Annotated in this window: 15 protein-coding genes; 5 read left to right on the forward strand and 10 right to left on the reverse strand. The window is 73.4% G+C overall.

All coding sequences use genetic code 11. The annotated features are described in order from the left end of the window. Window positions 1–59: 59 nt before the first annotated feature. Both AB0L74_RS04585 and AB0L74_RS04590 read left to right on the forward strand, forming a co-directional pair. Complete coding sequence (locus AB0L74_RS04585) at window positions 60–2,285, forward strand: CDP-glycerol glycerophosphotransferase family protein (RefSeq protein WP_365645494.1); 2,226 nt, start codon at window positions 60–62, stop codon at window positions 2,283–2,285. After that, on the forward strand, window positions 2,282–3,988 hold the full coding sequence (locus AB0L74_RS04590; RefSeq protein WP_365645496.1) for a glycosyltransferase family 2 protein: 1,707 nt from the start codon (window positions 2,282–2,284) through the stop codon (window positions 3,986–3,988). The genes AB0L74_RS04585 and AB0L74_RS04590 overlap by 4 nt, the downstream gene beginning before the upstream one ends. Before the next feature lie 18 nt (window positions 3,989–4,006). Here the strand turns inward: AB0L74_RS04590 and AB0L74_RS04595 are convergent, their stop codons facing one another. From AB0L74_RS04595 to AB0L74_RS04610, 4 genes are all read right to left on the reverse strand, one after another. Beyond that, window positions 4,007–5,584 carry a hypothetical protein gene (locus AB0L74_RS04595; RefSeq protein ID WP_365645562.1) on the reverse strand — a complete coding sequence of 526 codons (1,578 nt, stop codon included), beginning with the start codon at window positions 5,582–5,584 and terminating at the stop codon, window positions 4,007–4,009. 238 nt (window positions 5,585–5,822) lie between these two features. Next, a complete protein-coding gene (locus tag AB0L74_RS04600) occupies window positions 5,823–10,763 on the reverse strand; it encodes an NAD-glutamate dehydrogenase (RefSeq protein ID WP_365645498.1) in 4,941 nt (1,646 codons plus the stop codon). 494 nt (window positions 10,764–11,257) lie between these two features. Further along, window positions 11,258–11,923 carry an HAD family hydrolase gene (locus tag AB0L74_RS04605; RefSeq protein ID WP_365645500.1) on the reverse strand — a complete coding sequence of 222 codons (666 nt, stop codon included), beginning with the start codon at window positions 11,921–11,923 and terminating at the stop codon, window positions 11,258–11,260. An 80-nt stretch (window positions 11,924–12,003) separates the two neighbouring features. Continuing rightward, entirely contained in the window at window positions 12,004–12,519 is a 516-nt protein-coding gene (locus AB0L74_RS04610) for a hypothetical protein (protein ID WP_365645502.1), read from the reverse strand. A gap of 295 nt (window positions 12,520–12,814) precedes the next feature. Here AB0L74_RS04610 and AB0L74_RS04615 point away from each other — a divergent pair, with 295 nt between their 5' ends. Next, a complete protein-coding gene (locus AB0L74_RS04615; RefSeq protein ID WP_365645504.1) occupies window positions 12,815–13,510 on the forward strand; it encodes an Rv3235 family protein in 696 nt (231 codons plus the stop codon). A 93-nt stretch (window positions 13,511–13,603) separates the two neighbouring features. On the opposite strand, the gene secA is transcribed toward AB0L74_RS04615, so the two are convergent. Further along, window positions 13,604–16,420, reverse strand: a complete 2,817-nt coding sequence (gene secA / locus AB0L74_RS04620; RefSeq protein WP_365645506.1) for a preprotein translocase subunit SecA — start codon at window positions 16,418–16,420, stop codon at window positions 13,604–13,606. A 278-nt stretch (window positions 16,421–16,698) separates the two neighbouring features. Between secA and AB0L74_RS04625 the strand changes: the two genes are divergently transcribed. Continuing rightward, on the forward strand, window positions 16,699–17,271 hold the full coding sequence (locus AB0L74_RS04625) for a GNAT family N-acetyltransferase (RefSeq protein WP_365645508.1): 573 nt from the start codon (window positions 16,699–16,701) through the stop codon (window positions 17,269–17,271). 205 nt (window positions 17,272–17,476) lie between these two features. Then, window positions 17,477–18,649 carry a crosslink repair DNA glycosylase YcaQ family protein gene (locus tag AB0L74_RS04630; RefSeq protein ID WP_365645510.1) on the forward strand — a complete coding sequence of 391 codons (1,173 nt, stop codon included), beginning with the start codon at window positions 17,477–17,479 and terminating at the stop codon, window positions 18,647–18,649. Window position 18,650: 1 nt separating this feature from the next. Here AB0L74_RS04630 and AB0L74_RS04635 read toward each other — a convergent pair whose 3' ends face one another. The 5 genes from AB0L74_RS04635 to mtrB all read right to left on the reverse strand — a co-directional run bounded on the left by AB0L74_RS04635 (window position 18,651) and on the right by mtrB (window position 25,779). Then, a complete protein-coding gene (locus AB0L74_RS04635) occupies window positions 18,651–19,397 on the reverse strand; it encodes a response regulator transcription factor (protein WP_365645512.1) in 747 nt (248 codons plus the stop codon). A gap of 205 nt (window positions 19,398–19,602) precedes the next feature. Then, window positions 19,603–20,295 (reverse strand): ribosome-associated translation inhibitor RaiA, encoded by a 693-nt coding sequence (gene raiA, locus AB0L74_RS04640; RefSeq protein WP_365645514.1) that lies wholly within the window; start codon window positions 20,293–20,295, stop codon window positions 19,603–19,605. Between the two features lie 311 nt (window positions 20,296–20,606). Next, window positions 20,607–21,692 (reverse strand): ComF family protein, encoded by a 1,086-nt coding sequence (locus AB0L74_RS04645; RefSeq protein ID WP_365645516.1) that lies wholly within the window; start codon window positions 21,690–21,692, stop codon window positions 20,607–20,609. 174 nt (window positions 21,693–21,866) lie between these two features. Beyond that, the gene (locus AB0L74_RS04650) at window positions 21,867–23,711 is read right to left on the reverse strand and encodes an LpqB family beta-propeller domain-containing protein (RefSeq protein WP_365645518.1); all 1,845 of its coding nucleotides are present in this window, start codon (window positions 23,709–23,711) and stop codon (window positions 21,867–21,869) included. Next, window positions 23,701–25,779: an MtrAB system histidine kinase MtrB gene (gene mtrB / locus AB0L74_RS04655; RefSeq protein WP_365645520.1), complete on the reverse strand. Its 2,079-nt coding sequence runs from the start codon at window positions 25,777–25,779 to the stop codon at window positions 23,701–23,703. Before mtrB ends, AB0L74_RS04650 begins: the two co-directional genes overlap by 11 nt. Window position 25,780: the final 1 nt, after the last annotated feature.

The raw sequence follows: 25,780 nt of genomic DNA on the forward strand, positions 1-25,780 counted from the left end.
AAGGGCGAACGAGGTGCGCGCCCGGAGCGCCGACGGTGAGGCAGGCGAAGGAGTCCCCGATGCCCGAGACCCGCGAAACCGCCCCCGGCCCCGGCCCCGTCCTCAGCGTCGTCGTCCACGGCCCCAACGTCCAGGACCACCTGACCGGACTGCTCGACTCCCTGGCCGCCCGCCCTTTGCCGGACACCGAGGTGATCGTGGCGGCGGTCGGCGACTGGGCCCGGGAGACGGCCGAGCGGCACGGCCCGGCCTTCCGGGTGCTCGCCCTGCCGGACGGGACGGGCGACGCCGCGGCCCGCGCGGCGGGGGCGGCGCGGGCGACGGGCCGCTGGCTGCACTTCGTGCACGCCAAGGACGGCCTGCCCGCCGGCGCCCCGCACCTGGTCGCCGAGCGCGCCGCCGAACTCCCCGGCACCGTCGACGTCCTGCTGCTCGACCACGTGCACAGCACCTGGCGGACCGCCGCCCTGCCCTCCCGGGACGGCCCCCTGCTGGCCCGCGCGGGCCGCGCCGACCTCGCCCTCGACGACCAGCCGGGCCTGCTGCGCCTGGCCCCGCTCCTCGGCACCCGCCTGCTGCGCGCGGACTTCTGGCGGACGCACGAGGAACGGTTCGCCACGGACGACGAGCCGTTCGCGGCGTACGCGGCCCTTCTCCTGGCCGGCCGGGTGGCCTGCCTGCCCCACCCCGCCTACGAGGACCGCCGGCTGCGCCCCGAGAGCCTGCCGCCGGTCGGTCCCGAGCGGCGCTATGCGCTCGTCGACCGCTACGAGCGCCTCCTCGGCCTCACCCGGGACCGCCCGGCCGCCCACGCCGTCCTCTACGACGTCATGGTCCGCGACTGCCTGCGCACCTTCGTCCGCGCCGGGATGCCCCCGCGGACGGCACGGGAGTTCTTCCGGCGGGCGTCCCTGGCGGCGCTGCGCCGCCGCCCAGAGGACTACCGGCGCCCCGCCGGCCTCGAAGGCATCCGCCGGGCACTGCTGGAGGAGGACGCCTACGTCCGGTACCGGGCGCTCCAGGCCGCCAACCGCGCCCGCCGCGCGGTGCGGGCGACCGTGCGCACCGGGAGGCGGCAGGCCGGTGCCCGCCTGCGCGACGTGGAGTACCGCAGGGCGCTCGGCCGCCCGGCCGACCCCCGGCTGGCGGTGTTCTCGGCCTACTGGAACCGGGGCGTGGCCTGCAACCCGGCCGCGATCGCCGCCAAACTGGCCGAACTCGCCCCGCACATCCACCCGGTGTGGGTGGTGACCGCCGGCAACGCGGCGCTGCTGCCGCCCGGCACCGACCACGTCGTCCCCGGCACCGCCCGGTACTGGGAGGTGCTCGCGCGGGCGAAGTACCTCGTCAACAACGTCAACTTCCCGAACGCGGTGGTCAAACGGCCCGACGCGGTCCACGTCCAGACCCACCACGGAACGCCCCTGAAGCGCATGGGCCTGGACCAGATGCCGTACCCGGCGGCCGCCCGCGGCCTGGACTTCCGCGCCCTGCTGGAACGGGTCGACAAGTGGGACTACAGCGTCTCCGCCAACGGCCACACCACCCGGATGTGGCAGCGGGCGTACCCCTCCCGCTACGTCTGTCTCGACCACGGCTATCCGCGCAACGACGTCTTCTACACGGCGGGCGCCGCCGAGGTCCGCGCGGTGCGCGAGCGCCTCGGCATCCCGCCGGGCCGCCGGGCCGTGCTGTACGCGCCGACCCACCGCGACTACGAGGCCGCCTGGACCCCGCGCCTCGATCTCGCCGCGCTGGCCGGCCGCCTCGGTGAAGAAACGGTCCTGCTGGTGCGCGCGCACTACTTCTACGACGGCACCGCCTCCCCCCTCACGGGTCTGCGCCGCACCGGCCGGATCGTGGACGTCTCCGCCTACGACCCGGTCGAGGAGCTCTGCCTGGCCGCCGACGTCCTGGTCACGGACTACTCGTCGATCATGTTCGACTACGCCAACCTCGACCGCCCGATCGTGATCCACGCCGACGACTGGGAGACGTACCGCACCACCCGCGGTGTCTACTTCGACCTCATGGCCGACGCTCCCGGCCCGGTGGCCCGCACCCAGGAGGAGCTGACCGAGATCCTCGCCACCGAGGCGTGGCGCGACGAGGCCGCGGCCGGGGCCCGGGCCGCCTTCCGCCGCCGCTTCTGCGAGTACGACGACGGGCGCGCCGCCGAACGCGTCGTACGCCGGGTCTTCCTCGGCCAGGACGAGGCGACGCTCCCGCCGGTGCTCCCCCTGGAGCGGCGCACCCCGGCACCGCGCCCCGAGGAGGTCGTATGAGCCCGGAGACCAGCCCGGAGACCACCCCGGCCACGGCACCGGCGGCCCCGGACGTCACCGTCACGGTGATCGTCTACAACGACGCCGCGCGGCTGCCCCGCGCCGTGGCGTCCGTCCGGCGCCAGACCCACGCGAACATCGAGATCGTCATCAGCGACGACCACTCCACGGACGGCACGCCCCGGGTGGCACGGGAGCTGGCCGCCCGCGACCCCCGCGTCCGCTACCTGCGCCTGGCGGAGAACAGCGGCGGGTGCAGCGCCCCGCGCAACCGGGCCGTGGAGATCGCGCGGGCGCCGTACCTGATGTTCCTCGACAGCGACGACGAGCTGCCCGAGCGCGCGGTGGAGGTGCTGCTCGCCGCCCATCGCGCACGCGAGATCGACTTCGCGATGGGCGCGGTGCGGCGGATCCGGGCGGACAGCGGGCGCCGCTCGACGTGGATGCCGCACCTGGTGGCCGAGCACCGCACCCTGGAGGGCATCGAGGCGGACCCCCGGCTGTTCTTCGAGCACCTGTCGACCGGCAAGATGTACGCCCGCGCCTTCCTCGACCGGCACGGCCTGCGCTTCCCCGAGGGCATCCACTACGAGGACCAGCTCTTCTCGGCGCAGGCGTACTGCCTGGCGAAGGCGTTCACCATCGTCCCCGAGCCGGTCTACCGCTGGTACGTGGCGCCGTACGCGGACGCGGACGCGGCCTCCATCTCCAACCAGCGGCACAAGATGGCCAACGTGCGCGACCGGATCCATGTGCAGCGGCTCATCGACTCCTTCCTCGCCGAGAGCGGGCACGAGTCGCTGCGCGAGGACAAGGACTACAAGTTCCTCAAGCACGACTTCCGGATGTACGCCGGCGACCTGCCGCTGCGCGACGACGAGTGGCTGGCGTCCTTCGCGGACACGGTGAACCCCTACCTGGACACGCTGTCCGAGGGGGCGTACGCCCGGCTGCCGCGCGAGGAGCGGATCGTGGTGGAGCTGGTCCGCGACCGCCGCCTGGCCGACGCACGGCAGGCCGCCCGCGGTCTCGGCCACGACGTCGCGCCGCCGCGGGTGGCGACGGGCCCGGACGGCCGGACGTACTGGGGCGACCGGGTCCCGGAGTCCGAGCGGGCCCGCCGCGAGCTGGACGTCACCGACCTGGAGCTGGACACCCGGCCCTTCGCCGTCGCGCGGTTCCGGCACGAGATCACGGAGCTCGCCCGGGGCCCCGGCGCCTCGCTCGACCTGACCGTCCGGACCCACGATCCCGGGCTGCGCCTTCCCATCGGCCCGCAGCGCGCGACCCTGGTGCTGACGCCCGGCCGGCACCGGCTGGCGGTCGGCTTCCGGCTGTCCCCCCTCCGCCCCGGCCTCTTCGAGGGCCGGGTCCGTCTGGACCTGGCGGCGGCCCGGCTCCCCGTGCGCGGCTTCACCGGCGTACGCCACCCCGTGCTGCGCCTGCGCCACCAGGGCCAGACCCACACGGGCGTCCTTCTGGCCCCGCCCGCCTTCCCGCCGTTCACCACCCGCGTGACCCGGCCCTCCGGCGCCGCCCCGCACCGGGTCACCGTCGAACCGGAGGGCCACGCCCCGGGCCGTCTCCGGGTGCGGTGGCAGTCGACGGGACGGGCGGCGCGGATGCTGCGCCCCGTGCTGCGGCGCCTCGCCCGGCCCGGGGCAAGGCGGGCGGCCCGCCTGGTGCGCGGCGTGCCGCGCTGAGCGCTCGGCCGGCGCCCGTCACCACGTACAGCAGTCCGTCACCGCGTACAGCACCTGCCCGCCCGGGCCCCGGGCCACCGCCCGCAGCCCGGGCGCCGTCCGCGGCGCCGGCCCCCGGTCCACCACCCACCGCACCCCGTACTCCCGCACGATCTCCCGCCGCTCGCCGGCCGGTGTCCCCGCGGCGAAGTACCGCCCCACCGCCGCCGTCCGCCGCTCCTCGTCGGGCAGGAAGAAGTCGGGATAGCCGGGGGCCACGCTGTACGCCCCGTAGGCCGGGATCTGCCGGGACGGGAAGGTCCGGGCCATGACGACGTCCCCGTACCGCACCCACGGCGTGATCCAGTGGTACCCCGCCCACGGCTGCCGGTACTTGGCCGCGACCGGCCCCGGCAGGAGGTCGCGGTCGACGACGTACCCGAGCGTGCCCGCCTGCGCCCACGCGCCGGCGGCCAGCGCCCCGGCCAGCAGGCACGCCCACCCGGCCCGCACCGCGCGCCGGGTGGCCCGCACCGCCTCCAGCGCCGCGGCGAGCTGCGCCGGGATCAGCGCGGCGGGCAGCGCGCGCCCCCACGAGTAGTGGCCGCTCAGCCCGCCCGCCGCCGACACCAGCAGGCCGAGGGCGAAGAACAGCACCAGCACGTCGCGCCGGTCGCGCCGCAGCCGCGGGACGAGCGCGGCCACGCCGAGGAGCGCCAGGCCGAACCGGCCGGGCAGATCGGCGTAGAGCGGCCGGTGCACCGCCGCCAGCCCGTCCCCGGCGCCGGACAGCGCGAAGAAGTCGTAGTACGGCCACAGCCACAGGACGGCCAGGCCCACGGCCAGACTCACGGCCGGGCCCGTGGCCGGGCCCCTGGCCAGACCGGCCACCGGCCCTGCCGCCACCGCCCGTGCGGGCCGTGCCGTCCGTGCCGTGCGTGCCGTACGTGCCGTACGTGCGGGCCGTGCCGTCCGTGCGGTCGGGACGGGCCGCGCGGGCCGCGCGGCGAGTACGGTGGCGAGGGCGCCCAGCGAGGCGACGACCCCGGTGAACTGGTGGCACAGCAGGACCACCGCCCACAGCGCGCCGAGTCCGGCCCAGGTCCCCCATCCGGCGCGGTCGCCGTCGCGCAGCGCCCGTGCCAGCCACGCCCACAGATGGAACGCCGTCCCGAGGGCGAACACGCTCGGGTAGGCCACGGTCAGCGCCAGGGAGTGCAGCCCGACGAAGCCGCTCCAGCTGAACGGGGCGGTACCCCACAGCAGCAGCAGGCACAGCAGGGCGAGCGCCGGGGCGGCCCGGTGCGCGCTCAGGGTGCGCACGTACCGCCACACGCCCGTCACCAGCAGTCCGAGCGCGGCCAGTGCGCCCAGGCGCAGCACGATGAAGACCGACAGCCCGCTCACCCGGGCGACGGCGCCGAGCAGCAGGGTCCACGGCGAGTAGTACGGGCTCGGCGTGTCCGCGTCGACCAGGGGGTTGCCCGGGTCGGTGAGGCTGTGGCGCAGCCGTTCCACGGTCGCCGCGTGGATGCCGAGGTCACCGGCCCACGGCAGCCGCACGATCACCAGGAGCAGCAGGACGAGCAGAAGCAGCGGGAGGAGGCCGAGCGGCAGGAGGCACGGGGCGGGCGCGGCAGCCGCCCGGGGAACGGCCGCCGTGCGCGGCGGCGGGGTGCGGGTCGCGCCGGAACGCCCAGTCACGCGGTCACTTTATCCGTGATGCCCGGCTATCGCTGGAATCGCGACGCCAAGGCGGGGCGCCCGATACGGGAGCGCCCCGGGCCGTGGTGGCCCGGGGCGCCCCGCTCGCTCAGCCGTACACGGTCACGAACGCGTCGTCACCCACGCCTCGTCACGAATGCGTCCGCAGCAGCGTCCGCATGGTGCGCATCGCCACCGACAGGTTGGCGAGGTCGAACGCGTCGGAGCCGTGGATCTCCTCCAGGGTGGTGCGGGCCCGGCCGAGGATCGCCGCGTTCTTCTGCTCCCACACCCTGAACCGCTCCTCCGGCGTCGAGGTGCCGTCGCCCACCGCCAGGACGTCGGCGGTGAGCGCCGCGTGCGCCGCGTACAGGTCCTCGCGGATCGCCGCGCGGGCCATGGACTGCCAGCGGTCGGTGCGGGGCAGGGCGCTGATGCGGTCCATCAGCTGGGTGATGGTCAGCCGGTCGGCGAGGTCGTAGTAGACCTCGGCGACGTCCAGCGGCTCCTTGCCCATGCGGTCGGCCACCGAGACGATGTCGAGCGTCGGGAAGGCGGAGGAGAACCCGGCCACGCGGGTGGCCAGCTCTTCGGGCACGCCGGCGGCGGTCAGCTCGTCGTGGACGTACTGGTACCACTCCAGGTCCGCGCCGCGCAGCAGCTTCGGCAGCTCCTGCCAGACCCGCTCGACGCGGTCGGCGAAGAAGTCGACCGTCTCCGCGAGCTGGAGCGGCTGCGGCCGGTTGTTGAGCAGCCAGCGCGTGCCGCGCTCGACCAGGCGGCGCGAGTGCAGCCGGATGCGGGTCTGCACGGCGGCCTCGACCTTGTTGTCCAGGCTCTCCACCGCGTCCCACACCGGGTAGGCGCGGAAGATCGCGCGGGCCGCGGTCTGCGCCCGGACGATCTCCTCCAGCGACGCGCCGGTCTCCTCCCGCAGCCGGTGCAGATAGGTCGTACCGCCCGTGTTGACCGTGTCGTTGACCAGCACGGTCGTGGTGATCTCGCGGCGCAGCGGGTGGGTGTCGATACGGTCGCCGAACCGCTCGCGCAGCGCGGTCGGGAAGTAGGCGTGCAGCAGGCCCTTGAGATACGGGTCGTCGGGCAGCGAGGTGTCCAGCAGCTCCTCGGCGACCGTGATCTTGGTGTAGGCCAGCAGGACGGCCGTCTCCGGGCCGGTCAGGCCCTGCCCGGCGGAGAGCCGCTCGCGGATCTGGCGGTCGGTGGGCAGGAACTCCAGGGCCCGGTCCAGGTGGCCCTCGCGCACCAGGTGCCGCAGGAAGCGCTGCTGGGCGTGGAGCATGTCCTGGGACTGGGCGAGCGCGTTGGCGATCGCCGTGTTCTGCGCGTAGTTGTTGCGCAGCACCAGGCGGCCGACCTCGTCGGTCATCTCGGCGAGCAGCTTGTTGCGCTGCTTGACGGTCATGTCGCCGTCCGCGACCAGCCCGTTGAGCAGGATCTTGATGTTCACCTCGTGGTCGGAGGTGTCCACGCCCGCGCTGTTGTCGATGGCGTCGGTGTTGACCCGGCCGCCCTGCATCGCGAACTCGATCCGGCCGAGCTGGGTCAGGCCCAGGTTGCCGCCCTCGCCGACCACCTTGACCCGCAGGTCCCGGCCGTCGACGCGGATGGCGTCGTTGGCCTTGTCGCCGACATCGCCGTGCGACTCGGCGGACGCCTTGACGTACGTACCGATGCCGCCGTTCCACAGCAGGTCCACCGGCGCCTTGAGGATCGCCTTCATCAGGTCGGCCGGGGTCATCTTGGAGACCTTCTCCTCGATGCCCAGGGCCTCGCGGATGTGCGCGTTGACCGGGATGGCCTTGGCCGTGCGGGGGAAGACACCGCCGCCGGGCGACAGCAGCGCGGTGTCGTAGTCCTCCCAGGAGGAGCGGGGCAGCTCGAACAGGCGGCGGCGCTCGGCGTAGGAGACGGCCGCGTCCGGGGTCGGGTCGATGAAGATGTGCCGGTGGTCGAAGGCGGCCACCAGGCGGATGTGCTCGCTGAGCAGCATGCCGTTGCCGAACACGTCACCGGACATGTCGCCGATGCCGACGACCGTGAAGTCCTGGCTCTGGGTATCCACGCCCAGCTCCCGGAAGTGCCGCTTGACGGACTCCCAGGCGCCGCGGGCGGTGATGCCCATGCCCTTGTGGTCGTAGCCCGCGCTGCCGCCGGAGGCGAAGGCGTCGCCGAGCCAGAAGTCGTACCTGCCGGCGACCTCGTTGGCGATGTCCGAGAAGGTCGCCGTGCCCTTGTCGGCGGCGACGACGAGGTAGGTGTCGTCCTCGTCGTGGCGGACCACGTCCTTGGGCGGCACGACCTCGCCGGCGACCATGTTGTCGGTGATGTCGAGCAGCGCCGAGATGAACGTCTTGTAGCTGGCGATGCCCTCCGCCATCCAGGCGTCCCGGTCCGCGGACGGGTCCGGGAGCTGCTTGGCGACGAAGCCGCCCTTGGCGCCGACCGGCACGATGACGGTGTTCTTCACCATCTGCGCCTTGACCAGGCCGAGGATCTCGGTACGGAAGTCCTCGCGCCGGTCGGACCAGCGCAGGCCCCCGCGCGCGACCTTGCCGAAGCGCAGGTGCACGCCCTCGACGCGCGGCGAGTACACCCAGATCTCGAACGCCGGGCGCGGCGCCGGCAGGTCGGGGATGGCCTGCGGGTCGAACTTCATGGAGACGTAGTCGTGCGGCCGGCCGGGCGCCGCCTCCTGGAAGAAGTTGGTGCGCAGGGTCGCCTTGATGACGCTGAGGAAGGACCGCAGGATGCGGTCCTCGTCCAGGCTCGCCACCTGGTCGAGCGCGGCGTCCAGCTCCTCCAGCAGGGCGTCGACGATCTCGCGCCCGGCGCGCTGCCGCTCCGGCGACATCCGCGCCTCGAAGAGGGAGACCAGCAGCCGGGTGGTGTGGACGTTGTTGCGGAGGGTGTCCTCCATGTAGTCCTGGCTGAACGTGGAGCCCGCCTGGCGCAGGTACTTGGCGTACGCGCGCAGCACCATCGCCTGGCGCCAGGTCAGCCCGGCGCTGAGCACGAGCGCGTTGAAGCCGTCGTTCTCCGCCTTGCCGGTCCAGGTGGCGGCGAAGGCGTCCTGGAACCGCTCGCGGGCGTCGTCGCCGAGGTAGTCGCCGCCGCCGGCGGACGCCTTGGGCATGCGCAGGCCGAAGTCGTAGATCCAGGCCGTCCTGCGGTCGCCGCAGCGCAGCTCGTAGGGCCGCTCGTCGGTGACCTCGACGCCGAGCCGGCTGAGCACCGGCAGCACGGCGGACAGGGAGACCGAGCCGCCCTTCTGGTAGATCTTGAAGCGGCGCTCCTCGGGCCCGGCGCCCACCGGCTCGTACAGGCTCAGTGCGAACGTCTGTTCGTCATCGAGCTGTTCCAGGTGCGCCAGGTCGGCGACCGCGGCGCGCGGACTGTGATCGGCCTTGTAGCCCTCGGGGAAGGCGCTCGCGTAGCGGCGCATCAGCTCGGCGGAGCGCTCCTCGCCGAACTCGGCGTTCAGCGCCTCGGCGAACCCGTCGGCCCAGGAGCGGGCGGCCTCCACCAGGCGGGCCTCGATGCGCTCCTTGTCGGCGTCGGACAGCTCGGGCAGCTCGGTGCCCTGCGGGACGCGGACGACGAAGTGCAGCCGGGACAGGATCGACTCGGTGTTCCAGGCGGTGAAGTCGACGCTGGTGCCGCCGAGCTCCTCCTTCAGGATGTCGATGATCCGCAGCCGCACGCCCGTGGTGTAGCGGTCGCGGGGCAGGTAGACGAGAGCGGAGTAGTAGCGGCCGTACTCGTCCTGGCGCAGGTAGAGCCGCAGACGGCGGCGCTCCTGGAGGTAGAGCACGGAGGTGACGATGGCCTGGAGCTCGTCGGCCGGGGTCTGGAACAGCTCGTCGCGCGGGTAGGTCTCCAGAATCTGGAGCAGGTCCCGCCCGTCGTGGCTGTTGGGCGAGAACCCGGCCCGGTCCAGCACCTCCTGCACCTTGCGCCGGATGACCGGCACGCGGCGGACGGACTCGGTGTAGGCGGCGGAGGAGAACAGGCCGAGGAAGCGCCGCTCCCCGACGACGTTGCCCTTCTCGTCGAACTTCTTGACGCCGACGTAGTCCAGGTACGAGGGCCGGTGCACGGTGGCCCGGCTGTTGGCCTTGGTCAGCACCAGCAGCCGGTGCTCGCGGGCCTTGGCGCGGGCGTCGGCGGGCAGCCGCGCGAAGGACGGGCTGACCGGGTGGCTGTCCTCACCGGCGTGGTGCGGGTCGGCGCGCAGGATGCCGAGGCCGGTGCCGGGGACGGCGGCCAGGGAGTCGTCACCGCGCAGCTCGTACTCCCGGTACCCGAGGAACGTGAAGTGGTCCTCCGCCAGCCAGTGGAGCAGCTCGCGGGCCTCCTCGACCTCCGGCCCGGGCAGGTCGCCGGGGAGGGGCTCCTCGGCCAGCGAGTCGGCGAGACGCATGGAGGCGTCGCGCATCTTGCCCCAGTCCTCCACGGCCTCGCGGACGTCGGACAGGACACGCAGCAGGTCGGCGGTGATCTGCTTGAGGTCGGCGCGGTCGGTCTCGCGGTCGATCTCGACGTGGATCCAGGACTCGATGTGCGCGTCGTGCGGGAGGTCGCCCGAGGGCGGGGTGGTGAGCACCTCGATCAGCTTGCCGGTGACGTCGCGCCGCACCACGAACTGCGGGTGGACGACGACGTGGATGCCGCGCCCCTGCCGGGTCAGCTCGTTGGTCACGGAGTCGACGAGGAACGGCATGTCGTCCGTCACCGCCTCCACGACGGTGTGGCTGCACGTCCAGCCGTTCTCCTCCACCGTCGGGGTGTGCACCCGCACGTTGGCCGTGCCCTGCGGGCGGTTCTCGGCGAGGCGGTAGTGCGAGACGGCGGCTCCGAAGACGTCGACCGGGTCACGGCCGGTGAGGTCCTCCGGGGCGGTGTGCAGGTAGTAGCGCTGGAGGAACGCGAGCACGGATTCGCGGTCCGGGGTGTCCGGGGTGCCCTCGCTCGTCGTCCCAGTCGGTAGGTGCCCCCCGACCGGGCTGTTCTCAGCTACCCGGGCGGCCCTTTCGAGCAGCTCGGCCTTTGCTTCGTCCAGCTTGGTCTGCATTATCCTCTGGCTCCTGTCGCGCGCCGTTGCGTGACGTAGAAGGAAGTACGGTCTCCTGCCCTCCGACGTAACGCCTCGACCCGGGGTTTCCGGTCTGCTCCGACGCTATGCCGCAAGGTGAGATGAGCGGGGGCGTATCAGCCAATTTCGACACGCTCGCCGGATGGGACGCCGCACACGGCGCCGTCGTCGTCCGGGGAGTGCTCGGCGTCCGGGGAGTCCTCGATGCCCCGTCCCGCCCGCGAAGACCAGCGACCGCCGCCCGGTCACGGTTGTCCACCGTGCTCACCGGGCGCAGGGCAGGGGCACCGGTGCCCCCGCGAACTATCGCGCTGATCACGCCACAAGGCTATCGCTCTCGGCGGGGGGCCCGTCATGAGCCGTATGTGTACAAAACAGGGGGTGGAACTTTGACGTTCTGCACAGGGACGTGACGGGCCGGTTCGGCGTATCCGCGGCGGCCCGGGCGGTGGCGCCCGCGACCGCCCGGGACCTCACGCCGCCAGCCGCTCCGCCTCCGCGACCGCCTCGTGCAGCGTGTCCACCACCGGCACCCCCGCCGACTCCAGGCTGGCCCGGCTGTGCGAACCGCCGGTGTACAGCACGGCCCGCGCCCCCGCGTGCCGGGCGGCCAGCGCGTCATCGGCGGCGTCCCCGATCACCACCGTCCGGGCGGGGTCCACCCCGGTCAGGGCGGCCAGGTGGCGCACCATGTGCTCGGTCTTGCTGCCGCCGGAGGGCCCGGTCCGCCCGTCGACGCGTATGAAGTGCGCCTCGATCCCGAAGCCGCGCACCAGCGGGACCAGCTCCTCGTGCCCGTACATGCTGAGGATCGACTGGCTGCGCCCCGCCGACCGCCAGCCGGTGAGCAGCTCCGCCGCGCCCTCGGCCAGCCCGCAGCGCACCCGGTGCTCGGCGTAGTGCCGGTGGAAGGTCTCGTCCATGACCTCCCACTCGGCTTCGCTCGGCAGCCGTCCCAGCAGCCGCTCGTAGAACTTCGGCACCGGCACGCAGTACATCGCCCGGTACTGCTCCAGCGTGATCGGTTCCAGGCCCAGCTCGGCGAAGGCCGCGTTCGTCGCCCCGATGACGGCGTCGTTGTCGTGGAACAGCGTCCCGTTCCAGTCCCAGACGATGTGCGCGGCTGTGTGCGTCCCCATGTCCGACAACGTACCCGCCGCCACTGACAGTCAAGGATTCCCCAGCCAAGGAGCGGGAAGGCGGGAGCCGGCGGACCGGTTCAGCCGCCGCTTCCCACCAGGTTCGAGATCTCCTGCGTCGCGTACCACAGCAGTTCGTGGTCCTCGGCGCCGTCCACCACGAACTGCGCGTCGTCGTCCCCGGCGTCCGCGGCCTTCAGCGCCTCGGCGGCGGCGGCCACGTCGGCCTCCGCGTCCGCGGCGTCGACGTGCACCGAGGCGGCCTTCGCCAGGGGTACCGCACCGGCGACCCGCACCTCGCCGAGCGCGGCCGGGTCGAGCCCCCGGCCGGGGTCGGCGCTCGCCGCGCCGTCGGGCACGTCGACGGCGACCACGACGCGGCGCCGCGGCGCCCCCGGGTCGGCGGCCAGCAGCCGCAGCGAGGCGAGCGCGGCACGGCTCAGCGCCGCGTACTCCAGTTCCTCGATGTCGTCGGACAGGTACCACTCGCGCAGCGCGGGGGTGACGGCGTACGCCACGAGCGGCGCGGCCCCCAGCTCACCCTTCTGGTACGCCTCGGCGAGACCGGGGAGGGTCAGGGGGACGTAGACGCGCATGAGTGGCCGCTTTCGTGGTCGGTGCTCCGCTGCAAGGGCCTTCAGGATACGTGCGGATGTCCCCTTTCGGGGCTCCGGCCGTGACGGCCCGGGCGTCCACCCCGGTCCCGCCCCTCACCCGGTACGGCCGCGCGGTACCGGGCCCCGCCACCGCTCGGTCACCCGGATAGGCGAATCTCTCCCCGGCCCGGTCCCGGCCCGCCACCGCCTTGCCGCCCCGCCGCACCGCCCCGTACAAGATCCGCAACCTGAAGTTACTGCTCGGTATCCACCGGGCCGCCGAACGGGGACTCCCATGCACAAGATCATGACCAGGGCCCATCAGCGCCCCGGCAGCACCCGCCCGTCCAGCCGCCGCGATCCCCGCGGCCCCGGCGCCGCCCCGCCCCGCGCACCGGGCGGGGGCACGGCGCGCGCCGCCGCCCCGGGCGGCCGCCGTCCCGGCTCCCCGGGCGAGCCGCCAGCAGCCCACTCCGGGCCCGCGGACACCCGCCCGCCGACGTTCCGGGACGTCCCGCGGGCGGCCAGGGACGCGGCGCGAGCGGACCGGGAGGCGCCACCGGCGGCGCGGGCCGGGCGGGAGGCGGCACCGGCGGCCCGGGGGGCGGGCCCGGCCGCGCCCGCCCGGGCCGTCCGCCGTCCCCTCCCGCAGCCCCGTCCCACCGACATGTTCGCCGAGCTGCTGCTCGGCGTCCTCAGCGGCCGGCGCCCCGTCCACTCGATGCTCCGGCACACCGCCGGCCGCGCCTACGACGAGCTGGCGTGGCTCGCCGAACGCCGCCCCCTGCGCACGCGCGGCGCCCACCCCGTGGTCCGGGACATCGGCTACTTCGAGCCCCGTCCGGGTGCCGTGGAGGTCTTCGCCCGCATCGGTGCCGGCGACCGGCTGCGCGCCCTGGCCTTCCGCCTGGAACGCGGCCGGGACCTGCGCTGGCGCTGCACGGCCGTCGAACTGGGCGGTCCGCGCATGCCGCGCGGCGACGACGACTGAACCGCCGCCCGCCCCCGGACAGACGGCGGGGGCCGGGCTCCCCCCGAGGGAACCCGGCCCCCGCCGGCCGGCACTACGCCGTCGTCGGCGCCGTCACTTCTTGCGGCGCCGTCCGCCCTTGGCCTGCTTGCGGCGCTCCGCGCGGGTGAGCCCGTCCGCCGGGGAGCGCACCGGCTCGTCCTCGGGGGTGACGTCCCGCTCGATGACGCCGCCCTCGCCGTCCACGGTGGGCGCGGTCAGGTGCAGGTTCCGCCGCTGCGGGGCGTCGAGTCCCTTGGCGCGGATCTCCGGGCGGGCGACCGCCTGCGCCGGCACCTGGTCCTGCGCGCCCTTGTCGAGGGAGGGCCCGGCGGCCTCCACCGGGACCTCCTCGACCTGCTGCTCGACCTGGACCTCCAGGTTGAACAGGTAGCCGACGGACTCCTCCTTGATGCCGTCCATCATGGCCTGGAACATGTCGAAGCCCTCGCGCTGGTACTCGACCAGCGGGTCCTTCTGCGCCATCGCGCGCAGGCCGATGCCCTCCTGGAGGTAGTCCATCTCGTAGAGGTGCTCACGCCACTTGCGGTCCAGGACCGACAGCACCACCCGGCGCTCCAGCTCCCGCATGATCTCGGAGCCGAGCTGCGCCTCGCGCGCCTCGTACTGCTGGTGGATGTCGTCCTTGACGGACTCGGCGATGAACTCGGCGGTCAGGCCGGCCCGGTCGCCGGCCGCCTCCTCCAGCTCCTCGATGGTCACCTTCACCGGGTACAGCTGCTTGAAGGCGCCCCACAGCCGGTCCAGGTCCCAGTCCTCCGGGAAGCCCTCGGCGGTCTCGGCCTGGACGTAGGCGTCGATGGTGTCGTTCATGAAGTGCTGGATCTGCTCGTGCAGGTCCTCGCCCTCCAGGACGCGGCGCCGCTCGCCGTAGATGACCTCGCGCTGCCGGTTGAGGACCTCGTCGTACTTCAGGACGTTCTTGCGGGTCTCGAAGTTCTGGGTCTCGACCTGCGACTGGGCGGACGCGATCGCGCGCGTGACCATCTTGTTCTCGATCGGCACGTCGTCGGGGACGTTCGCCATCGACATCACGCGCTCGACCATCTGGGCCTTGAACAGGCGCATCAGGTCGTCACCCAGGGAGAGGTAGAAGCGGGACTCGCCGGGGTCGCCCTGACGGCCGCTGCGGCCGCGCAGCTGGTTGTCGATCCGGCGCGACTCGTGCCGCTCGGTGCCCAGCACGTAGAGGCCGCCGAGCTTCTCGACCTCCTCCTTCTCGGCCTTGACCGCCTCCTCGGCCCGCTTGAGCGCCTCGGGCAGGGCGTGGGCCCACTCCTCGATGTGCTCCTCGGGGTCGAGGCCGCGCTGGCGCAGCTCCGCCTCGGCGAGGTCCTCGGGGTTGCCGCCGAGCTTGATGTCCGTACCGCGGCCGGCCATGTTGGTCGCCACGGTGACGGCGCCCTTGCGGCCGGCCTGGGCGACGATCGACGCCTCGCGCTCGTGGTGCTTGGCGTTGAGCACCTCGTGCTGGATGCCGCGCTTGCTGAGCTGCTGCGAGAGGTACTCGGACTTCTCGACCGAGGTGGTGCCGACGAGGATCGGCTGCCCCTTGCGGTGCTTCTCCTCGATGTCGTCGACGACCGCCTCGAACTTGGCGACCTCGGTGCGGTAGATCAGGTCCGACTGGTCCTTGCGGATCATCGGCCGGTTGGTCGGGATCGGGACCACGCCGAGCTTGTAGATCTGGTGGAACTCGGCGGCCTCGGTCATCGCCGTACCGGTCATGCCGGACAGCTTGTTGTACAGGCGGAAGAAGTTCTGGAGGGTGATCGTGGCGAGGGTCTGGTTCTCGTCCTTGATCTCCACTCCTTCCTTCGCCTCGATCGCCTGGTGCATGCCCTCGTTGTAGCGGCGGCCGGCGAGGATACGGCCGGTGTGCTCGTCGACGATCATGACCTCGCCGTCGATGACGACGTAGTCCTTGTCCTTCTTGAAGAGCTCCTTGGCCTTGATGGCGTTGTTCAGGTAGCCCACGAGCGGGGTGTTGACCGACTCGTAGAGGTTGTCGATGCCCAGCCAGTCCTCGACCTTGGCGACACCGGCCTCGTGGATGGCGACCGTGCGCTTCTTCTCGTCGACGTCGTAGTCGCCGGTCTCCTCCAGGCCCTTGAGCGGGTTGCCCGGCTCGCCGCGCTTGAGGCGCTTGACCAGCTTGGCGAAGTCGCCGTACCACTTGGTGGCCTGGTCGGCCGGGCCGGAGATGATCAGCGGCGTACGGGCCTCGTCGATGAGGATGGAGTCGACCTCGTCGACGATGGCGAAGTTGTGGCCGCGCTGGACGAGCTCGTCCTTGGACCACGCCATGTTGTCGCGCAGGTAGTCGAAGCCGAACTCGTTGTTGGTGCCGTAGGTGATGTCGCACGCGTACATCTCGCGGCGCTGGGCCGGCGTCATGTTGGCGAGGATGCAGCCCACGGACAGGCCGAGGAACCGGTGGACGCGGCCCATCATCTCGGAGTCGCGCTCGGCCAGGTAGTCGTTGACCGTGACGATGTGGACGCCGTCGCCGGAGATGGCGTTGAGGTAGGCGGGCAGCGTGCCCACCAGGGTCTTGCCCTCACCGGTCTTCATCTCGGCCACGTAGCCCATGTGCAGGGCGGCGCCGCCCATCATCTGCACGTCGTAATGACGCTGGCCGAGCACGCGCTTGGCGGCCTCGCGGACGGTGGCGAACGCCTCGGGCAGCAGGTCGTCCAGGCTCTCACCGTCGGCATACCGCTGCTTGTACTCATCGGTGAGGGCGCGCAGCTCGGCGTCGGAGAGGCCGACGAAGTCCTCTTCGATGGAGTTGACCTGGTCCGCGATGCGGTGCAGCTTGCGCAGGATCTTGCCTTCGCCTGCACGCATGATCTTCGAGAGGACGGACACGGGGGTTGGTCTCCTTGCCGGTCGGGCCTGGGACGGTCGTTTTCGTTGACTGAGTGAGCAACGGCCATCGTATGCGAGGACCCCGTCACCCCGGGAGGGCTGCCGCGACGGGACCGTCCGCTGCCGCATGTCGCTTCCTGGTCTGCTTTCCCAAAAGACAACGTGCGGGGCCCGTGGATGGTGCCGCGTCCCGCCGGCGAATTCCGCGAAACGTCACCCGCCGCTCACGCTCGGCAAAGGGATGGCGCCTTCCCCCGGCCCCCGCGCAGAATCGCCCGATGGACCCCGTCACGCTCACCACCGGCCGCCTCGTCCTGCGCGCGGTCCGCCCGCGGGACACGGAGGCCGTGTACGCCGCCTGCCAGGACCCCGCGATCCAGCGCTGGACCACCGTCCCCTCGCCGTACCTGCGGGAACACGCGCGGAGTTTCACCGAGCGGACGGTCCCCGACGGCTGGGCGAACGGCTCGATGTTCACCTTCGGCGCCTTCCTGCCCTCCGGCGGCGACCTGGTGGCCGCGCTCAGCCTGACCCGGCACTCCCCGGGGGCGGCCGAGATCGGTTTCTGGGGCGTCCGGGAGCACCGCGGCCACGGTTACGTCACCGAGGCCGTCGCCGCCGTCTGCCGCTGGGCGTTCACCCGTCTGGCGATCGACCGGGTGGAGTGGCGGGCCGAGGCCGGCAACACGGCCTCCCGCGCGGTGGCGCGGCGCGCCGGCTTCGTCCTGGAGGGGACCCTGCGCTCCGCGGTCGACAACAAGGGGGTGCGCCGGGACTGCTGGGTGGGTTCCCTGCTCCCCTCGGACCTGGGCCTGCCGTCGACGGCGCCGTACGTGCCCGCGCGCGTGTGACCGCGGACCCCGTGCGGTCCGGGCCGGGCGTCCCGTGGCCGCGCGCCGCGCCCGCCTGGCCACGGAGGCCGGGCGTCGCCTCGGCGTCGTCGGCCTGCCACGCGCCCGCGCGGGCGGCCGCGGACCCGCGCCCGGGGCCGTCCCGGCGCCCCGGCCGGGCGGGGCCCGCCGCCGCTGTCAGACCCACCCCTTATCGTGCGAAGGCATGACGACCCCGCGCCCCACCGCAGAGCTCTCCGCAGACGAGGCCCGCCGCATAGCCCTGCGGGCCCAAGGCCTCCTCGGCGCTCCCGACCGCCGCGCCGGTGTCCGTGGCGTCCTGCGCCGGCTGGGCGCGGTCCAGCTCGACACCATCTCCGTCCTCGCCCGCTCCCACGAACTCGTCCCGTACGCCCGTCTGGGCGCGGTGGGCCGCACGTCGGTGGAGGACGCCTACTGGAAGGGCACGCACGCCTTCGAGTACTGGTCGCACGCCGCCTGCGTCCTCCCCGTCGAGGAGTGGCCCCACTTCGCCTTCCGCCGCCGCGCCTACCGGGACCGCCCGCACTGGAACCACGAGCTCCCCGAGGACGTCTACGACCGGGTCGTCAAGCAGCTGCGCGCCGAAGGGCCGCTCACGGCGACCGAGTTGGGCGGCGCCAAGCGCACCGGCGAGTGGTGGGACTGGTCCGCCGCCAAGGTCGCCGTCGAACGCGCCCTGATGTACGGCGAGGTGGTGTGCGTCGAACGCCGTGGCTGGAAGCGGGTGTACGACCTCGCCGAGCGCGCGATCCCGGCGTCCCTGCTGCACGACGAACTGGACGACACCGAGTGCCTGCGCCGGCTGGTCCGGCTGGCCGGGCAGGCCCTGGGGGTCGGCACCCGCGCCGACATCGCGGACTACCACCGGCTCAAGGGGGAGCAGGTCGACGCGGTGATCGCCGACTCGGGCCTGGTCCCGGTGACGGTGGAGGGCTGGGGCCGGCCGGCCTGGGCCGACCCCGCGGCCCTCCAGTCACCTCCGCGCGGCCGTCACCGCACGACCCTCCTGTCGCCGTTCGACTCGCTCGTCTGGGAGCGGGCGCGCACGGAGCGCCTCTTCGGATTCACCCATCGCCTGGAGGCGTACGTCCCCAAGCACAAGCGTGTGTACGGCTACTTCACGATGCCGGTCCTCGCCGGCGGCCGGCTCGTCGGCCGGGTGGACCCGGCCCGCGAGGGCCGCACCCTGGTGGCCCGGCAGGTCACGCTGGAGGGTCCCAAGGCGGTCCCGGCGGTGGCCCAGGCCCTGGTCGAGGCGGCGGGCTGGGTGGACTGCACGGACGTCCGGGTGGAGCGGGTGGACACCGCGGAGCTGCGCGATCCCCTGGTGAAGGAGCTCGCCCGCGCGCTGGCCTGAGTCAGCGGATCTCGAGGATCTTCTCCCGCATCGCGTACACGACGGCCTCCATCCTGGAGTGCAGCTGGAGCTTCTCCAGGATGTTGCGCACGTGGTTCTTGACGGTGTTCTCGGAGATGAACAACTCCTTGGCGATGTCCCGGTTGTTCATCCCGGTGGCCACCAGCTTCAGGACCTCCAGCTCGCGGTCGGTCAGCCGGGGGGCGGGCACCAGGCGGCGCTCGTCGGTCCGCTGGATCATCGACTTGAACTCGGTGAGCAGCTTCGACGCCATGGAGGGGCTGATCTGCGACTGCCCGTCGGCCACCGCGCGAATGGCGGTGGCCACCTCGTCGGTGGAGATCTCCTTGAGGAGGTAGCCGGTCGCCCCCGCCTTGATCGCGTCGTAGAGGTCGGCTTCCTCGTCGCTGATCGTCAGCATGATGATCCTGGCACTGGGGGCGACCTCCTTGATGGAGGTGCAGGCCTCGATCCCGCCCCGCTTCGGCATCCGTACGTCCATGAGCACGATGTCGGGCAGCAGGTCGGCGGCCTTCTCGACGGCCTCGGCGCCGTCACCGGCCTCCCCGACGACCTGGATGTCCTCCTCGGCGGCCAGCACGATCTCCAGGCCACGGCGGAACAGGGCGTGGTCGTCCACGACCAGCACCCGGATCGGCTCCTCGCGTGCACAGCCCGCGTCCGGGCCCGCGCCGACGGCGCCTTCGCCGGCGTCCTCGTCCCGCATCGGTCCGAAGCTGTCCGCCATCGTTCCTCCCCCTGAAGGCTGTGGCCTGTGGTCCTGAGCCATCGCCAACGCAAGGCAACGGCCCACCGGTTGAGCCGATGCGGCCATGATTTCATGCCCGGGCGGCGCCGGCGTGACGCAACGGTGCGCGACGGGGTCGCACACGGGTGCCCCTGGGGGCGCACACGCGCTCCAGGGGCACCGGTCCTCAGGCCACCCGGCGCGGTCAGCCGCCGAGTGCTCCGCCCGCCTCGGGGGAGGGCGCCTGGGTGACCATGGTGTCCGTCCTGAGGTGGATCACGCCGTAGTCGTACGCGTGCCGCCGGTAGACGACACTGGGTTCCTTGGTCTCGGAGTCGACGAACAGATAGAAGTCGTGCCCGACCAGCTCCATCTCGTAGAGCGCCTGGTCGAGGGTCATGGGCGCGGCCACATGGGTCTTCTCGCGGACCACGAGGGGGCCTTCGCCCTGGATCTCCAGCGAGCCGATCTTCTTGGTGGGCACGCTGTCCTGCTCTTCCTGCGGGACGACGGCTCCCGTCCCGTTGAGCGTGGCGGCGCCCGGGACGTGATCGGCGACCTCGGCCGCCGGGATCCGGCGCGCACCGCGCCGCGAGAAGCGCTTGTCGTGCTGCTTGCGCAGCCGTGCGTCCAGCTTCTCCGCCGCCAGGTCGAGCGCCGCGTACGGATCGCTCGCCGCTGCCTCCGCCCGGATCACCGGACCGCGGGAGCGGAGCGTGATCTCCACTCGGTCACAGCGGTCGGCCTGCCGGGGGTTGGGCTCCTTGGACACCTCGACGTCGAGGCTGATCACCTTGCCATCGAGCTTCTGGATCTTGTCCAGCTTCAGCTTCTCGGCCACGTGCTTCCGGAACCGCTCGGGCACCTCGGTCTTGCGGCCCTTGACGACGATGTCCACGCAGAACTCCGTTCCCGGATCGCTCCGCTTCGGCGGCGGAGCATCTCCCTTTTGCACCAGGTTCCGGTGAACCCGGAACCTCGGACTCGGTGACTTCCACCTCCTCCCCCGTGGGCAAGATCTGCATTCCACCGGTGCGAGTGATGATGGGAAAACCCGCGGCCGGCATTACGAAATGAGAGGTGTGGCCTGCGGCTTTCCCTCACACTCGAACATATCTCGCCCGGACGGATGTCGTCACCCTCTACCGCGGCATACCTCCATTCCGGTGAATAGGCTCCGTCATTATCTGCAACGTCATCACCAGTCGATCAGTTCCGGTTTATTTCGAAGGAATCCGGTGACGCCGCGACCACGGCCGCGCGCATGACGCGACGGATCGCCTCACCGTCCCCGTTCACGCCCGCCCGTTCCGGCCCGGCGGGCGCCCGGTCCGTCCTCTCTTCCGGTGCCGTGCCCATCCGTTCCCCTCTGCCTTCCCCCATGGCCCGCGAATACACAGCCGCCCTCGCCGTCATGTACGGCGACGGCCCCGCGGTCCGTCCAGCCGGGAGCGCGGTCTGTCCCTCCGCCCCCGGCCATCCGTCCAACGACGCCCGCACGGCGCGCGCCGCCTCCGCGAGGGACGCCCCGGTCGTCATCACGTCGTCGACGAGCACGACGGCGGCGGCGCCCCGCAGCAGCCGGGCGGCACCGGGCACCACCGCGAGGGCGCCGGCGAGGTTGTCCCGTCGCTGCCGGGAGCCGAGCCCCGACTGGTCGGCCACGGCGCGCCGGTGCCGCAGCGCCCCCAGCATCCGGGCGGGCGTCCCGGACCGGCGCAGCTCGCCCGCCGCGGCCAGGGCGATCCGCCGCGCGGGATCGTGCCCCCGCGCCCGCACCGCCCGCCGGGTGGAGGGCACGGGAACGAGCAGCACGGCCCGCGCCCCCTGCGCGCCGCCGCGGCCCGCCACGGCCACCCGCCCGGCGCGCCACCCGGCGCCGCCATGGCCGGCGGCCTCACCGGCGGATCCGGGGCCCGGGGAGCCCAGGGCTCCGCGCGCGTCCGCGTCCAGGGCCCCGAGAGCACCTGCCTCCACGGCCCCGCGGGCTCCCGTCGACGCCGCCCGGAGCCCGGCGCGCACGGCTCCCGCCAGGGCCGCACCGAGCGGCCCCGCGAGCGCCAGCGCGCCCCGCTCCTTGTGGGCGAGCAGCACCGCCCGTACCTCGTCCGCGTACGGGGCCGCCGCGTGCACCGCCGGCAGCCCGGGCGGCTCCGGCTCCGGCCGCACCCGGCGCGGCGCGGCACCGCTCAGCGCGGCACGGCACCGCGGGCACAGCACCGTGCGAGCCCTGCCGCAGCCCCCGCACTCGGCCGGCAGCACCAGATCGGTGAGGTCCCGCCACCACCCCCGCATGCCCACCACTGTGCCCCAGGGCCGCATCACCCGGCCGGCCCTGTGGACAACCGCCTGTGGAAAACTCCGCCGCCGCGGGCCGGCCCCGGCCGCGCACGGCCGCGCCTGACGAACGCGCCCGGGCGCGAGCACACCGGGCCCGGCCCGGGCACCCCAGCCGGGCCCGCCCGGCACTCACCCCGGATAGACCGGTGCCGTCCCGTCCGTCACCTTCTGCCACTGCGTCCCGGACGGCAGCCGCACGATGCCGTCCTCCGAGTACGCCACGAGCGGCAGCCGCTCGTCCTCGGACGCGGCGATCTCCCGCACACCGGTCAGGGCTGCGGGTGCCTGGGTCTCCGGCGTGGAACCGTCGACCTGGACGTACCCGATCTGCTGCACTCCCCCGTGCTCGCGCCCCACCACCACGAGCCGGCTGTCCCCGGCCCAGGACATGGCCGTGACCTCCTCCAGCCCCGGCGTCGCGGAGCGCAGCTCGCGGACGGTGACCGACGGCCGCTCCCCGGCCTTCCCGTCGCGCTCGATCCGCCCGATGAGCAGCGACCGCTGCCCGTCCCCGTCGCGCACCACGAGCGCGATGCGCACCCCGTCGGCGGCCACCCGCACGTCCTGGACCCGGCCTTCCAGGCCGGGCGTCCGCACCGTCACCGGCCGGCCCGCCCCGTCCTCCAGCATCAGCAGCCGGGGATCGGCCGGGTCGCGGTCCACCACCCACAGGTCTCCCTGCGCGTCCCAGCTCGGCGTCGACAGCCGCTCCTCCTCGCCCGTGCCCCGGCTGGCCAGCACCGGCTCCCCGAGCGCACCGCCCGAGACCAGCGACGTGACGTACAGCGAACCGCCGTCCAGACCGACCCCGGCCGCGTTGTGCTCGTCGCGCGACACGGCCACCGACCGCAGTTTCGCCTCGCCGGAGCCCAGCGCCCCCGGCACGGGCTCCGCCCGGGTGGCGCTGCTGCCGGCGGGCAGCCGCACCACGCGCTCCTCGCCGTCCACGAAGTACAGGTAGTCGGGGTGCTGCGCCGAGCCGCGCGCCGCGACCGCCGCGGCCCGGTCCTCGGTGAGCGAGCACATCCGCGTGCCCCCCGCCCGCAGATCGACCTCGTCCACCGCCGGGGTGAGGTTGCGCAGCGTGAACAGCAGCTGGGCCGCCATCTCGTCGCAGGTGTCCGGACCGACCCGGGCGGCCTTGTCGTTCAGCTCCACCGTCAGCCGGTTGCGGTCGTCCGGCGTCAGCGAGGAGCCGCCCTTCGCCAGCGCCGTACCGGGAGGGAAGCTGGACCTGGCCACGGGCCCGAGCAGCCGTGTCGGTCCGCTCAGCAGGGAACGCACCACCTGCGTCAGGGGGTCCACCCGCTTGCGCACGTAGACCGGGTCGGCGACGGCCATGGGCCGCCCGCTCGCCCCGTCCCCGGCCTCCGGGGCGTGGTTCGAGGCGAAGTAGTACTTGTTGACGGACATGTAGTTGCGCTGGAAGTCCGACTTGCCCATCACGACGCCCTGCGGCACCGTGTCGATGCGCCACTGCCCGCTCTTGGCGTCCCGGGTCAGATGCACCGGCGCCCGGTAGTGCCCGCCGGCGGGCGCGTACGACTGCTGCGCGTCGACCGTGGCGACCCGGGTGCCGGTCAGGGTGAGCGAGTAGGCGTCGGCGTCCGCCCGGTCGCCCACGCGGCCCGGCTCGGTGCCCGGTCCGTCCGCGAGGACCGTCGTGGACAGCTCGGGCCGCCACGTCTTGCGCGCCTTCTCCGTCAGGTACTCGCGCGCCGTCTCGAAGTGCGGGTCGTCGCTGGTGAGCGCCTCCAGGAAGCCCTGCACGATCTCCGAGGGCGGCGCGTTCTCGGCCGGCGGCATCGCGAACACCCGCACCTGCGTGTCCTGGCGGGGCGTGGACTCCACGCCCCGCAGATCCCCGCTGTCCGGCATGGACGCGCACCCCGCCAGCAGTACGGCCCCGCCGACGGCGTACGCCACCGCGCGCACCGGCGTCCGCCGGCGGCCCCCCTCGCGGTCAGCGGCCACGACATGCCTCCCCTTGGCTGTTCGGGTCCTCCTCCGGCCTGCCGGCCGGGTCTTCGTCGCCGTGCGCGGCGGACGGCCCGTCGGCGGCCGCGCCGTCCTGCCGCCGGGCCGCCGACACGGGCCGCGGCACCACGCGCGCGCCGTTGCCCGGCAGGGCCGTCGGGTCCGCAGCGGGCGGCACGGCCGCCGGGCGCGGCGGGATCGGGTCCCGGGCGGGCCTCGCCTGCCCGGGACCGGCCGACTGCTGCGCCGGCACCGTGGCGGCCTTCGCCCCGTCGCCCGGCGGCCCGGTCTCCTCCGCCGCCCGGCGGCCCCGCGAGTCCGCGGGCTCCAGCGGTATCGGGGAGCCCCGCAGCGGCTCGTCCGCGGTCCTGGGCAGCGTCAGCCGGAACTGCGAACCGCCGCCCGGCTCGCCCCACGCCTGCAACCAGCCCCCGTGCAGCCGCGCGTCCTCCAGGGCGATCGACAGCCCGAGGCCCGTGCCGCCGGTGGTCCGCGCGCGAGCCGGATCGGCCCGCCAGAAACGGCTGAAGACACGGGTGGCCTCGCCGGGCTTGAGCCCGACGCCGTAGTCCCGCACCGCGACCGCGACCGCGCCGCCCGCCGCGGCCAGCTTCACCACGACGTCCTTGCCCTCGCCGTGCTCGACGGCGTTGACGACGAGGTTGCGCAGGACGCGCTCCACGCGCCGGGCGTCGGCCTCGGCGACGACGGGCTGCTGGTCGCCGACGACGCGTATCCGCGTGCCCTTGCGCTCGGCGAGCGGCTCGGCACCGCTGACGACCCGCCGGACCACCTCCCTGAGGTCGATCGGCTCCGCCTCCAGCGCCGCCGCGCCCGCGTCGAAGCGGCTGATCTCCAGCAGGTCCGCGAGCAGCGACTCGAACCGGTCCAGCTGGTCGGCGAGCAGCTCCGCCGACCGCGCGGTCACCGGGTCGAAGTCCTCACGCGCCTCGTGGATGACGTCGGCGGCCATCCGCACGGTCGTCAGCGGTGTCCGCAGCTCGTGGGAGACGTCGGACACGAACCGCCGCTGCATCCGCGACAGGTCCTCCAGCTGGCTGATCTTCAACTGGAGGTTCTGCGCCATCTTGTTGAAGGCCTCGCCGAGCCGCGCGATGTCGTCCTCGCCGGTGACCTTCATCCGTTCCTGCAACCGCCCGGCGGACAGCCGCTCGGCGACGCCCGCCGCCATCCGCACCGGCGTGACCACCTGGCGCACGACGAGCCAGGCGATCGCCCCGAAGAGCACCACGACGAACAGCCCCGCCGTCGCCAGCGTCCCCTTGACCAGGCTGAGCGACTTCTCCTCCTGCGTCAGCGGGAACAGGTAGTACAGCTGGTACGGGTCGCCGTTGGGGTCGTTGACCCGCTTGCCGATGACCAGCGCCGGCTGGGAGTCGTCGGAGGAGTTGTAGACGATGCGGGTGTAGCTCTGGGCCGCGGCCGTACTGCTGTCGACCCGCTCCCGCAGGCTCTCCGGGATGCTGGCCGACGGGGCGACGTCACCGGAGGAACGCGGACCGCGCCCGCCGCCGCTGTCGTCGCCCGCGGGGAGGGTGACCACGTCGAAGGCGCCCTGTCCACCGCTGGACAGCGAGTACACCAGGTCGCTCATCCACTGGATGACGTTCTGCGAGGGACGGTCGTCCACCGGCGTACCGGAGTCCCCGGCCGCGGTCGCCGCCTCGTCGGCCCGCTGCTTGGCCGCCGCGAAACCGCCGGTGGCCTGGCTCTGCGACGCCTTCACCTTGGCGTCCAGCAGACCGTTGCGGACCTGCCCGATCACCACGAAGCCCAGCAGCAGCACGACGGCCAGCGACATCAGCAGCGTGGTGACGACGACTTTCAGCTGGAGGTTGCGCCGCCACAGCCGGATGACGGGCAGCAGCGGACGGCGCACCCAGCGCGTGAACAGACGGAGCACCGGGCTGCCCTGCACCCCGCCGTGGGGCAGCCCGCCCGCCAGGAGGCGCCCCCAGCGGGAACGCCCCGCCTTCCGGCCGACAGGCCGCCCGGCGCGGGCCCCGGACCGGCCGGGCGCCGAAGCGGCACTGTCCCCGGACATG

Source organism: Streptomyces sp. NPDC052020 (assembly GCF_040680575.1).
Classification (GTDB): domain Bacteria; phylum Actinomycetota; class Actinomycetes; order Streptomycetales; family Streptomycetaceae; genus Streptomyces.